11 protein-coding genes, 6 tRNA genes and 1 riboswitch are annotated in these 12,779 nt (G+C 44.3%); all 17 genes read right to left on the reverse strand.

Annotation, left to right across the window (positions count from 1 at the left end):
* The gene (locus ABFY19_RS11425; RefSeq protein WP_418790775.1) at positions 1-828 is read right to left on the reverse strand and encodes an Ig-like domain-containing protein; all 828 of its coding nucleotides are present in this window, start codon (positions 826-828) and stop codon (positions 1-3) included.
* A 68-nt stretch (positions 829-896) separates the two neighbouring features.
* Entirely contained in the window at positions 897-4,937 is a 4,041-nt protein-coding gene (locus ABFY19_RS11430) for an S-layer homology domain-containing protein (protein ID WP_418790776.1), read from the reverse strand.
* 122 nt (positions 4,938-5,059) lie between these two features.
* Positions 5,060-5,179: riboswitch (molybdenum cofactor riboswitch) on the reverse strand.
* 155 nt (positions 5,180-5,334) lie between these two features.
* A tRNA-Lys gene (locus ABFY19_RS11435) sits at positions 5,335-5,410 on the reverse strand.
* Positions 5,411-5,414: 4 nt separating this feature from the next.
* Positions 5,415-5,490, reverse strand: a tRNA-Gln gene (locus ABFY19_RS11440).
* A 51-nt stretch (positions 5,491-5,541) separates the two neighbouring features.
* A tRNA-His gene (locus tag ABFY19_RS11445) sits at positions 5,542-5,617 on the reverse strand.
* 24 nt (positions 5,618-5,641) lie between these two features.
* Positions 5,642-5,717, reverse strand: a tRNA-Arg gene (locus ABFY19_RS11450).
* Positions 5,718-5,726: 9 nt separating this feature from the next.
* Positions 5,727-5,800: transfer RNA gene (locus tag ABFY19_RS11455), tRNA-Gly, on the reverse strand.
* Between the two features lie 64 nt (positions 5,801-5,864).
* Positions 5,865-5,941 (reverse strand) — tRNA-Pro (locus ABFY19_RS11460).
* A 183-nt stretch (positions 5,942-6,124) separates the two neighbouring features.
* Positions 6,125-6,610, reverse strand: a complete 486-nt coding sequence (locus tag ABFY19_RS11465) for a metallophosphoesterase (RefSeq protein ID WP_418790777.1) — start codon at positions 6,608-6,610, stop codon at positions 6,125-6,127.
* A complete protein-coding gene (locus ABFY19_RS11470) occupies positions 6,595-7,224 on the reverse strand; it encodes an XTP/dITP diphosphatase (protein ID WP_418790778.1) in 630 nt (209 codons plus the stop codon). Before ABFY19_RS11470 ends, ABFY19_RS11465 begins: the two co-directional genes overlap by 16 nt.
* Positions 7,224-7,982, reverse strand: a complete 759-nt coding sequence (gene rph, locus ABFY19_RS11475) for a ribonuclease PH (RefSeq protein WP_418790779.1) — start codon at positions 7,980-7,982, stop codon at positions 7,224-7,226. The genes ABFY19_RS11470 and rph overlap by 1 nt, the downstream gene beginning before the upstream one ends.
* 25 nt (positions 7,983-8,007) lie before the next feature.
* On the reverse strand, positions 8,008-8,817 hold the full coding sequence (locus ABFY19_RS11480; protein WP_418790780.1) for an MBL fold metallo-hydrolase: 810 nt from the start codon (positions 8,815-8,817) through the stop codon (positions 8,008-8,010).
* Positions 8,818-8,842: 25 nt separating this feature from the next.
* Positions 8,843-9,631: an acyl-CoA dehydratase activase gene (locus ABFY19_RS11485; protein ID WP_418792600.1), complete on the reverse strand. Its 789-nt coding sequence runs from the start codon at positions 9,629-9,631 to the stop codon at positions 8,843-8,845.
* 152 nt (positions 9,632-9,783) lie between these two features.
* The gene (locus ABFY19_RS11490) at positions 9,784-10,449 is read right to left on the reverse strand and encodes an ABC-2 transporter permease (protein WP_418790781.1); all 666 of its coding nucleotides are present in this window, start codon (positions 10,447-10,449) and stop codon (positions 9,784-9,786) included.
* A complete protein-coding gene (locus ABFY19_RS11495; protein ID WP_418790782.1) occupies positions 10,442-11,308 on the reverse strand; it encodes an ABC transporter ATP-binding protein in 867 nt (288 codons plus the stop codon). Before ABFY19_RS11495 ends, ABFY19_RS11490 begins: the two co-directional genes overlap by 8 nt.
* Positions 11,308-11,685, reverse strand: coding sequence for a GntR family transcriptional regulator (locus ABFY19_RS11500; protein ID WP_418790783.1), 378 nt, complete (start codon positions 11,683-11,685; stop codon positions 11,308-11,310). The genes ABFY19_RS11495 and ABFY19_RS11500 overlap by 1 nt, the downstream gene beginning before the upstream one ends.
* A 202-nt stretch (positions 11,686-11,887) precedes the next feature.
* Positions 11,888-12,766 (reverse strand): L-serine ammonia-lyase, iron-sulfur-dependent, subunit alpha, encoded by an 879-nt coding sequence (gene sdaAA / locus ABFY19_RS11505; protein WP_418790784.1) that lies wholly within the window; start codon positions 12,764-12,766, stop codon positions 11,888-11,890.
* Positions 12,767-12,779: the final 13 nt, after the last annotated feature.

Raw genomic sequence — 12,779 nt, forward strand, 5'->3', positions numbered from 1 at the left:
CTACAATTTACGTCTGTAGTAAATATAGCCCGCAACTATAAATAGTGCTATCCCTCCAAGAGGTAAAACCACACCCGCATAATTTGTTTTATCAGCCGAATCTACAGAATCCTTTATTGCACTATTGACTTCCACTGGATTCTCGGTCTTCTTCGGCTCAGTCTGCTCCTGCTCCGTTTTGTCCTGGTTATCACTAACAAGGTCAGAGGCAAGTACCTCTTGGTCCACAGATGGAGCCTGAGCATCACTGTCAGAGGACTTGGAATCGGCTGGTTCAGAAAAGCCGCTAGTCATGTTTGTCTCCAGCAAATCATTGGCAGAAATCTCGGTATCCTGGATATTGGAATCAGCTTTAACAGAAGGAGCAGCCTCCCCTGCAGTAATAAACGTCACAGCAACTATTTGGCCTAAGGTAACACCACTTTTGGAAGTTAGTTCAGGGGATATTTCTAATGTATAATTGGTACCGGCCTCTAATTGACTAGCAGGCTGCAAAACAATCTCCCGCCGTTTTTCCGGTTCCATCTGATCATCAGCCATTATTACATTGATTTGAACCGTATTACCTGTATTGTCAGTAAGAGAGAAGCACTTCATGTTATTATCTCTTACAGACATATTAACAACATTTTTATTAAAGGTAAGCTTTATCTCGGTTGTCAATAAAACATTTTCCTGCCCGTCTTCAGGATTAGACGATACCAGTATCAGTGGATTATCTTTGCCTCCGCCGCTGCTGTCACCTGATCCGTCTTCCGCCAATGCGTCTCCGGCGGAAAAAGTTGCCAACACAATTACAGCCAAAACAGTCACAAAAAATCTAATCAACTTATTATTCTTTATAGGATTAATAAAACCACCCCCGTTTTCCCAATTGTATCAATAATCATGTTATGTTAAATCTTCACATACGAAAACGCGCTGCCGATAGGTGTATCATTGTTCTGGGTAATTTGGATTTCAAGCCCGTCACCTATATCTATCGTTCCAGGCAATGTCACAGAATACTGGATTTGCCCGTTGGCATCTGTAGCTGCATCGGCCCGGCTTAAGGTAGTTGTTATGGTTACCGCAGTACCGTCTACTGTATAGGATTCTGCTGTAGTTGCATCAGCATTGGTCACCGTTACTGCTATCTTCAAGTTCTTGGTAATATTAGCCATAGGGTTGTCATATGCATCCCGCAAAGTAACGGTAAGCACACTGGTTGCCCCTTCTGACAGTGCCTGGTCTATGATAACCGTTGAGTTAGCAGAGCTTATCTGGGATGCCGCCAACACCGTCACAGGAACCTGGGGCTGTGTAGTTACTCCTGTTATTGCCAATGTCAGGATATTTGTCCCGGCTGTTATCACTTCACCGGCAGCTATTGTTAATGTACCATTTCCATCTACAAAATCTACATTCCCACTGAATACCTGACCATCCAGGTCGCTGGTTACCGTTACGGCAATACTGCCGTTTAAGCTGGCTCCGGAACTGTCTTTTGCGCCGGTGATGTTCAAGTCAAAAGTAGCCCCTGCTGTTTTAGTACCTGCCACAGCTAAAGCCACACCAGCTTCGCTTAAGTCTTCCTGGGCGACGAAACTAAACGCGCTGCCGATAGGTGTATCATTGTTCTGGGTAATTTGGATTTCAAGCCCGTCACCTATATCTATCGTTCCAGGCAATGTCACAGAATACTGGATTTGCCCGTTGGCATCTGTAGCTGCATCGGCCCGGCTTAAGGTAGTTGTTATAGTTACCGCAGTACCGTCTACTGTATAGGATTCTGCTGTAGTTGCATCAGCATTGGTCACCGTTACTGCTATCTTCAAGTTCTTGGTTATATTAGCCATAGGATTGTCATATGCATCCCGCAAAGTAACGGTAAGCACACTGGTTGCCCCTTCTGCCAGTGCCTGGTCTATGGTAACCGTTGAGTTAGCAGAGCTTATCTGGGATGCCGCCAACACCGTCACAGGAACCTGGGGCTGTGTAGTTACTCCTGTTATTGCCAATGTCAGGATATTTGTCCCGGCTGTTGTCACTTCACCGGCAGCTATTGTTAATGTACCATTTCCATCTACAAAATCTACATTCCCACTGAATACCTGACCATCCAGGTCGCTGGTTACCGTTACGGCAATACTGCCGTTTAAGCTGGCTCCAGAACTGTCTTTTGCACCGGTGATGTTCAAGTCAAAAGTAGCCCCTGCTGTTTTAGTACCTGCCACAGCTAAAGCCGCACCAGCTTCGCTTAAGTCTTCCTGGGCCACGAAACTAAACGCGCTACCGATAGGTGTATCATTGTTCTGGGTAATTTGGATTTCAAGCCCGTCACCTATATCTATCGTTCCAGGCAATGTCACAGAATACTGGATTTGCCCGTTGGCATCTGTAGCTGCATCGGCCCGGCTTAAGGTAGTTGTTATGGTTACCGCAGTACCGTCTACTGTGTAGGATTCTGCTGTAGTTGCATCAGCATTGGTCACCGTTACTGCTATCTTCAAGTTCTTGGTTATATTAGCCATAGGATTGTCATATGCATCCCGCAAAGTAACGGTAAGCACACTGGTTGCCCCTTCTGCCAGTGCCTGGTCTATGGTAACCGTTGAGTTAGCAGAGCTTATCTGGGATGCCGCCAACACCGTCACAGGAACCTGGGGCTGTGTAGTTACTCCTGTTATTGCCAATGTCAGGATATTTGTCCCGGCTGTTGTCACTTCACCGGCAGCTATTGTTAATGTACCATTTCCATCTACAAAATCTACATTCCCACTGAATACCTGACCATCCAGGTCGCTGGTTACCGTTACGGCAATACTGCCGTTTAAGCTGGCTCCGGAACTGTCTTTTGCACCGGTGATGTTCAAATCAAAAGTAGCCCCTGCTGTTTTAGTACCTGCCACAGCTAAAGCCGCACCAGCTTCGCTTAAGTCACCGGGGTCTGGGTCGTTAGTCCGGACTTCCACTTTAACAGGATTAACCTGCAGGTTAGTGTCATTGTCTTCTGCAACAACATAAATATCATAATCAGTAGACACTGTCAGTCCACTAATAGCAATACTTGCTTCTGTATTAGCTGTCAGGGCAACATTTCCCTTAAAAGCATCAACCAGCGAATTGCCGCCGGCATCCTGCCCCGCCTTCACCTGGGCAGAGCTAGGAACAGCCGCATCGTTAGGAAGTACAACAAAGTATGCGTTCCCGGCTTCGTTACATTTTACCAACAAATCAAATTGGGTTAACTGCACATTGACAGTCTTGGGATAAGTATCCGCAAAGGTAGGTGGTGTCGTATCATGACTACTTCCTCCACTGCCGGATGATTCCACAGTAAAGGTTACAACTTCTTCACTATTAAGGGTATTCCCGTTATTGGCTTTGAGGTCAGGACTAATAATAATATCATAAGTCTCACCGTTAGATAAATAAGTGCTTGGCGATATGAATATATGTCGTTTTTCCGCATCAACATCAGCTATTCTAAATACATCAGCATCAACAGATGTTCCATTGCTATTTTGCATTGTAACGCAACCTTGGTTATTATCCCAGTAATCCCGGACAACACCCCTGTCAAAAACCAGCTTGATTGTCGGGTTAACAGGTACTGAACTGTTTCCCTCCACTTCTTCCTCGGTAGTTGAAGAGATATCAGTGACAGTGGTCAAAAAAGCTCCCACAAAATTTAAAGGATTATCGCCATCACCGGATCCAGTATCGGTATTACTTCCACTGTCATTTCCACTTGTTTCGCTAGACTCGGAAGTAATTGTTGGTTCTATAGTTGATCCCGGTATATTAATTATTGCTGTATCAATTTCTCCGTTTCCAGTAATAGTAGCTATCGCATTAAGGATTAAAGTAATTATTTTTGCATCAGCGGCTAAATAAATGTTAGCACCTGTCGCATTTCCTATTACCTCTAAATTTGATACAGTGCCGTCTGCTATTTCCACGTTAGCATCTTTAGCCGCAACATAAACAGTATTAAAATTTCCGTTTAAAATCGCACCTGATTCCAGCCAGACCATTATAATGGACGAATTTTCCAGTGCAGCTACACGCACCCCTTCTTTGCTAACAGTTAAACTAGGTAACGTGCAATTTTCCATAACAACACTGTGGGCACCGCCGCCATTAATGGTAGTGTTCCTTTGTACTGTTACATTTTCAAGAGTAACTTCGCCCTCTCCGATACCTTCAGCTAGAATCAGGCTGCCAGTTATATTAACGTTTTGTAAAGTTACTCCAGCAACACTGATATTCACGTTGCCGTTAATAATTTCCGTGCATGTTAAAGGACCATAAGTTCCTGGTTTGTCATATGTAATAGTATTTGCAGAAGCGATAACAGCGCGGTCCAATGTTATAATTGCCTCTGCTCTGGTAATATCTTTTGCCGGGCGGAAAGTCTGATCCGGATACCCAACCATGATAGATTTTGCTGCAATAGCATCAACAGACTCTTTACTCCATTGCTGAATATCCTCTCCATCCTTAAATTCACTCACTATATTCAAGTTATCTGATAAATCCAGCTGTAACAGCCTGGCAATTATAGAAGCAGCTTCCTGCCTGCTAATTTTATTATTAGGCTTAATCGTGCCATCCGGATATCCGGATACATACCCGGCTGCTGCCGCCTTGGCAATTTCTCCGGCAAACCAATCAGTTGAAGAAACATCTAAGAAATTATTGGCAGCACCTGCTGTAAACCCAAAGGATTTATTGACCATAGTAATAAACTCTGCCCTTGTAATGCTATTGTTTGGTTTAAAGGTCCCATCTTCGTATCCTTCAACAAGACCCTGGCTCAACCATTCACTAATCTGCTTCTCAGCCCAATTATCCTGAATATCCGGCAATTGAGCATAAGATAATCCAGTCATTGAAACAAGCAAATACACTAGCAAACCTAAAATAATTGCGATCCTACTTTTTTTATTCATCTTCATCCCCCTCATAACAATTAAAACATCCGGATCATTAAGACAAACTTTTAATAACACCTCCCTATCAACTTTTAAAAAAATAAGCTTTGCCCAATGAAAAAAAGGACAAAGCTTTACTGCAAAACAAAGCTGGTTCTCCTTTCCACAATGGGAGGTACACCGGTTTCCCAAACGTACCCTACGGTCTAGTGACCAATGCATATAGTTTAGGTCAATTAGACTCGGAGATTTGGTAATGTATATTCTATTTTCCCTGCCTTTATTCAACTTCTTCGTGCTAAATTCCTGCACTGAGTTACTTTTAATAACATTCAAGTTAAAACCAAACTTGTCAGGTTTTATGAAAATAAAAACGCCCGTCATTCATCTAAAATGACAAGCGTTAATTCACACATGGTGAGCCATCCGCGACTCGAACGCGGGACACCCTGATTAAAAGTCAGGTGCTCTACCAACTGAGCTAATGGCTCAAAATGGCTGGGGCGGCAGGACTCGAACCTACGCATGGCGGAGTCAAAGTCCGCTGCCTTACCAACTTGGCTACGCCCCATCATACATTATAATTAAGAATTTATGGTAATTTATGTTTATGGTTAATTTATGGGGTGGCTGATGGGATTCGAACCCACGAGTGCAGGAGCCACAATCCTGTGTCTTAACCGCTTGACTACAGCCACCATGAAAATAATTTAATATATTAATGGCGCGCCTAGGAGGATTCGAACCTCCGGCACACGGATTAGAAGTCCGTTGCTCTATCCACTGAGCTATAGGCGCTGAAATAAATGGAGCGGGTGATGGGAATCGAACCCACGCGACTAGCTTGGAAGGCTAGGGCTCTACCATTGAGCTACACCCGCATGTAATATGTTTTAAAAAACATATTATCCCTCTCTGGACAATGCCTAATACTCAGGAGTTTGATGGTCGGGATGGAGGGATTTGAACCCCCGACCCCTTGCTCCCAAGGCAAGTGCGCTACCAAACTGCGCTACATCCCGTCAAACTGACAATGAATAGTATAACTCAAAAAAACATTACCGTCAATACCTTTTAGATGCCTATTTTTACTGCTAATTTCATTAATTTACATTAGGCTCCACAGAATCTGCATTAGGCCCCAGCAGCTAAAGTATACCATAACTAACTTGTTTACTCAATAATCTTTATGATTGCCATAATCTTTATGGTTGCCAATTTAATTCATGAATATACGGCAAAATACCATTTTTATCGATCAAAACTATTGCATAAGAACAACGGCTGCCCCTCCTGGGAAATGAGACACTACCCGGGTTTAAAAGGATTCCGTCAGCCAGGCGAGTTATCTCCGGGAAATGGGAATGACCGTAGACAATGAGATTATATTTGCCTTCCCTGAGCTTCTTGATCAGTTTTGCATTATCCCTTTTGACACCATACTTATGACCATGGGTCACCAGTATCTTGTATCCCATAATATCAAGTTCCTCTTCATCAGGCCCTGAATCATGCCAATCACAGTTCCCGGTAACCGCAACCAGCTTGATTCCTATTTCCTTGCCCATAGTTACGGCATCACTAAAGTGGTCCCCGGCATGAATCAGCAGGTCTACTGTGCCCATTTGCTTCACAGCCTCACGAAAAAGATGGGCCTTCCCATGGGTATCACTTACTACCCCAATCCGCATTGTTCCATCTCAACCCTTTCAATTACTTCGGCAAGAACGCTTTCTATCCTGGCAAGGGCTTTTCCCCGGTGGCTGATACGGTTCTTGATTTCGGGTTCCAGTTGGGCGAATGTCTTCCCATAATCAGGAAGAAAAAACAGTGGGTCATAGCCAAAGCCATTGTCTCCACTCATTTCTCGTGCTATCATTCCTTCACAGGTACCGTCAGCAGTATAAGTCTCACCAGACGGTGTGACCACAGCAATGACACACCTGAACCTGGCAGTACGTTGCCTGTCGGGAACATCCTTCATTAGGGACAATAATTTCAGGTTATTTTCCAAGTCATTGTTCCCTGTACCGGCAAACCGTGCCGAATATACACCGGGAGCACCTTCAAGAAAATCAACTTCCAGTCCTGAGTCATCTGCAACTGCAGTAAGTCCAACAGCTTCGGCAACCGTTTTCGCTTTTTTCAGTGCGTTTTCCTCAAATGTGGAACCATCCTCGACGATTTCCCCAATTTCCGAAAAATCCCTGAGAGATAGTATTTCAATATCATTATCACCAAGTATCTCTCTTAGCTCCCTGACCTTTCCCTGGTTACCGGTGGCTAAAATTATTTTTTTAACCATTATTTTACCCTCTCCCACTCTGTTACCAGCATTTTCCCCAGGTCCCCAAGAGCTTGTCTTTGGATACTCACCAGCTCCCCGATGCCTTTTCGGGCAGCCTCCAGCAGTCCTTCAAATTCATCGGCTGTGAAGGGATTCCCCTCAGCAGTTCCCTGAACCTCAACAAATTTACCTGTATCAGTCATAACTATATTCATATCTACCTGAGCTTTAGAATCCTCACTATACGCCAAGTCCAGCAGTATCTCATCCTCTACCTTACCCACACTAACTGCGGCCAGATATTCCCTGACGGGAAACCTCTCAATACTCTTCTGTTCAGCCAGCTTACCTAAAGCGTCAACAAGGGCCACAAAAGCACCGGTAATAGATGCTGTCCTGGTACCGCCATCAGCCTGAATAACATCACAGTCAATAAATATAGTTCTCTCTCCCAAGGCTTCAAGGTCCACCACCGCTCTCAGGGCACGGCCCACCAATCGCTGAATTTCATGAGTACGCCCACTGACCTTCCCTTTTGAAGATTCCCTGACAATACGGGCCGGAGCCGACCTTGGGAGCATAGAATACTCGGCTGTCACCCATCCCCGGCCTTCACCTTTCATAAAAGGAGGTACTTTTTCCTCCACAGTGGCAGTACAAATTACTTTTGTCTCGCCAACCTCAATTAACACTGAACCTTCAGCATATTTCGTAAAATTTCTGGTTATCTTTACCGTTCGCATCTCATCTGCGAATCTGCCATCTATTCTGGTCATTTTAAGGCCTCCTGATTAAAAATACTTATACTTTTTTTGGGCTTGGAGCATGCAGTAAAGCAAAAGGTTCAACCTGGATCTGCAGACCTTCAGCGGCAGCAGTCACAGCTCTCCCAAAGCCCTCCTCAGCTTCTTTAATTATTATATTCAGAGTATATTCGGGCCAGAAATGGGTTATCACCAACTGCCCGACCCCGGCCTCACGTGCCAATTCCCCTGCTTGTTTTGCTGTTAAATGCCCGGCAGAGACATAGTCCCTGTCCTGCTCAGCAACACTTGCCTCACAAAGCGCCAAGTCTACACCCTCAGCAGCTGTAACTAAATGTGCAGACCATTTGGTATCTGCGGAATAAAATAATCTACCTTCACATGCAATGACCATGGAATAAGTCTTCAGCGGGTGGTCTGCCTGTATAAAACTTATTCTGACATCCCCAATAATCGTCTGAAATACCTCCATGCCATTCTGCCATACCCGCGGCAAGCTTTCCACAGGTCTAATGTCAAATGCATCTGTAAAACGGCTGATTTGACCGAAAGTATCTTCCGGTTCCCCCGGCAGATACAAGGATAAAGGACGCAAATTGCCATCAGTCCTCATGGCCCCGCTGACAGCATGCCTTAAGCAAAATAAATCCATGTAATGGTCGGGATGAAGGTGAGAAATCACAACTGCATCCAGGGAGCGAAAATCTATATATTTCTGGAGATTACTCATTACTCCATTACCGCATTCAAGGAGAATGTTTCGGCTGCCGGCCTGAACCAAGTAACCTGAACACGCCCCTCCGGCCCTGGGATATGGCGCCCAGCAGCCAAGTACCGTTAATTTCATAGCATACTCCTTTTTAGGGTATCAGTTATTGTTCCGCAACCTGCCCTGCATGCACACAACAGCCTATAGCACCATTATGCTGGGGATACTTAGGGACAATCACGTGAAACTTCAATTCCTCTCTAATAATTTCTTGCAATGCCCTATTATATGCAACCCCTCCGGTAAATACAAGTACCGGGCTAATCAACTGCAGGAGCATAGGTTTTATTCTTTTAAATATAGTATAGTTTATACCGGCTCCCAGCTCTTCAACCGGGTAGCCCTCAATTATTTTCCCAACCAGTTCCGATTCACCAAAAATGGCACAGGTTGCTGTTAAATCAACAGGTCTGTCCCTAAATGTGCTTAATTCCTCAAGGCTTATTCCCAAAACCGCGGCCATATTTTCCAGGTATCTCCCTGAACCCGCAGCACACTTGTCATTCGTTTGAAAATCTGCTAATTTCCCGTTTCGCACCTTTACTACCTTGGTATCCTGCCCGCCAAGGTCAAGCAAGGTAAAGTTATCAAACCCTGTCTGCCATACAGCTCCAAGGGCATGTGCCTTAATCTCTGGAATCTCCTCGCCACCCTTTATCATAATTGTGTTCCGGCCATAACCGGTGCTAACCAGCCGGTCTCCTCCTCTGCTCCCCAGATCCAAAACCGGCAGCCCCAGACCGGAAAAATCAACTACCAGTTGATCCTCTTCCTTATAACCATACTTTTTATAAAACTCAACTGTATCAAATTCGTACTTATCAATAACTTCCCCTTTTTGGAAAAGAACTATTTTAACCTGCCTGCTGCCAAGGTCAATTCCACAATACATCAAATCAGCTCCGTTAAACATCTTTAATGTCCAAAAAAAGAGACCATCGCGGTCTCTTTGACGATGTCACTATTTTCAATTCTAGCATTGTTAAGGAAATAGTTCAAGGGTCAGCCATTGTAAGACGGCGTCAAAAAATACCGCATATCATTTCAAAAATCTTTGGTTTCGTATATCTTCAAAGAAATTATGAGCGAAACAACAGTTAACAGTACTGCAACAGCCAGGGCCAATGTCCCCGGAGCCCATGCAGGTATATCCTGGAGTCGGGAAGCTAACTGCTGTGCTGAGGTATAATCCATTTTCTGCCTGATATAATCAAGCAACGCTCCAGGGCCAAAAAACAATACCATAAACAGTACTAGGTTGAGCATTCTCGATATATTATATCCAAACTTGAAATAGACCGGATAGTAAAGAGCTGCCAACAAAGCAACTGAAAAAAACGCAAAAACAATATCATACAGGTTAATATGCCTAACTGGAAGAGGTATCCCGGCAATGATAATAACAAGCCCCAAAGCACCAACAATTATCAGGCCCACAGCACTAAATGCTACTGCCGCCAGGTATTTCGCAAGAACCACAGATTTCCTGTGCACAGGCAAACTATTAATTATTATTTCACTCTTATATTTATCATCATAAGCACTAGATGTTACTATCATAATGTAAGCAATGGCACCAGTTCCCATAACATATATAGCATCTTTGAAAACTTCATTGCTAAAAATTATAAATAAAAACCCACTGTAAACAACTGCAACCAGAAAACTCTTCTTCTGAATCAGGATATCCTTTAGGACCAAGTTAAGCATTTGAACTCCCCCTCACGGTATATAACATGATTTCCTCCAGTGACGGTCTCTCAATTATAACACTCCTACCAAACAGCTTCCGCACCTTATCCACATTCCCTGTCAGGGCCTCAAAACCAAAACCGGTTTCCCTGATTCCCAGGAACTCCTTTCTCACATCCCTATCCAGGAGCTCCCGACCACCCTTGACCACCCCATAGTTTTCCATAATCGACTCCTTGGAACCTGTTATTATCAACTCGCCATTGTGAATAAAAGTGATATAATCTGCTACTTTATCAAGGTCTGTAGTAATATGGGTAGAAAAAAGCACCCCTTTATTCTCATCCTGCAGCAGGTCCCTCAGGATATCAAGTATTTCATTACGGAATACAGGGTCCAGTCCGGAGGTAGGTTCATCCATAATAATCAAATCCGCATTGTGAGAAATAGCTACGGCAATGGAGAACTTCATTTTCATTCCCTTGGAAAGGGTTTTGATTTTTTTGTCCGACCGCAATCCAAATTCCACCAGGTATTTATTAAATATTTTATCATTCCACTGCTTGTAAAAGCGGGCAATTATCCGTTTCATTTCATTTATGGTCAGTTCTTCGTAATAATGGCTATCATCATATACAAATCCAATCCGCTCTTTGACACTAAGCTCATGCTTCCAGTTATCCAGTCCAAAAATCTTAATCTCACCGGCATCTCTCCGGATAAGGTTCATAATAAGTTTAATTGTCGTACTCTTACCGGCCCCGTTCGGGCCTATAAAACCCATAATATATCCTTTTTCCAGACTGAAGGAAATATCCCGTAAGGAAAAATCACCAAAGTCCTTCCTCAGATTTCTGACCTCCAAAATATTGTCCATTACTCTTCCTCCTCATACAGCAATCTAAGCATCTCCTGCAGTTGAGTAAGACTGATATCCAACACCTTACTCTCCGTTACGGCTTCAGCCAGTTTTTCTTCAACAGCCTTTAACCTTTTCTCCCTCAATAGTTGCTTATTCTGCCCTGAGACAAAAGAACCTTTGCCCCCTACAGTCTCTATAAAACCATCCTTTTCCAATTCTTCATAAGCCCTTTTTGTGGTAATCACACTGATCTGCAGCTGTTTTGCCAGGTTTCTTATGGAAGGCAAGGCCTCACCTGGAGAAAGCTCCCCCCTGACAACGGCATCTTTAATTTGTTTGGCAATCTGTTCATATATTGGCTCCTGGGACCTGTTGGAAATAATTATGTTCATAAGTGCCTCCATTTACTGAAGCTTTATGCCGCATTATCGACAGATAACACGTATGTTTGAGTATATACCGTATATAAACATTATATACAGTATATACAGGCATGTCAATTGTTTCCCAAAAAAAGAAAGTATCTCAATCCATGATTAGATTACTGAGATACTCTCTCACCTTATTATTCTGCAATTCTATTCACCAGAAATTCTATTCACCAAAAATCTGTCGCTCTATAGCCCTTGCAGTTGGTGTATTAGCCAGCCCTGCCTGGGCGGTTTCCTTAAGAGAGGCGGGCATCAGGTCCCCTATTTCCTTCATAGCCCCAATTACCTCATCAATTGGTATTTTGCTTTCAATGCCTGCTAAGGCCATATCTGCTGCCAGGAGTGCATTGGCAGCCCCCATGGCATTCCGTTTGATACAGGGAATTTCCACCAGACCTGCTACCGGATCACAAACCAGACCCAATATGCTTTTTAATGCAATTGCTCCTGCGTGTGCCGCTTGACCAGGAGTCCCACCGGCAATCTCCACTGCCGCAGCTGCCGCCATACAGGATGCCGCTCCGCATTCAGCCTGGCAGCCACCGATAGCTCCTGACGTAGAAGCATTATCATCAATAATCCGGCCAATTCCGGCAGCAGTAAACAGGCCCCCAATTATCCTGTCTTCACCTGCGCCTGCCTGTTCCGCTGCTGTCAGCAACACTGCCGGCAGGATCCCTGAGGAACCCGCCGTAGGCGCAGCCACTATTTTACCCATGGAAATGCTGACCGTACCCACACCCATTGCCCTTGCAGCCGCCAAAGTAGTATTGCGTCCTCCCAGGGCACTACCGGATTCCGCATACCTCTTTAACTGAAAAGCTTCTTCACCTATAAGCCCGCTCAAGGACTTGTTTCCAGCCTTCACTCCATCCACAAGGGCCTTGGACATTATTCGCCAGTTATCTATCATCTTATACCATAATTCCTCACGCGGCACTGCAAATTCCTGGGTTTCCCTCTCAAGTATAATTTCCCAAAGCGGGCAGGCACGTTTTTCAGCCTCATTTACCAGTTCAGCAAAAGTAAGCCTCAATACCATTATCTCTCAACTC

This window comes from Phosphitispora sp. TUW77 (assembly GCF_048453025.1).
In the GTDB taxonomy this organism is placed as follows: Bacteria; Bacillota; Thermincolia; order Thermincolales; family UBA2595; genus Phosphitispora.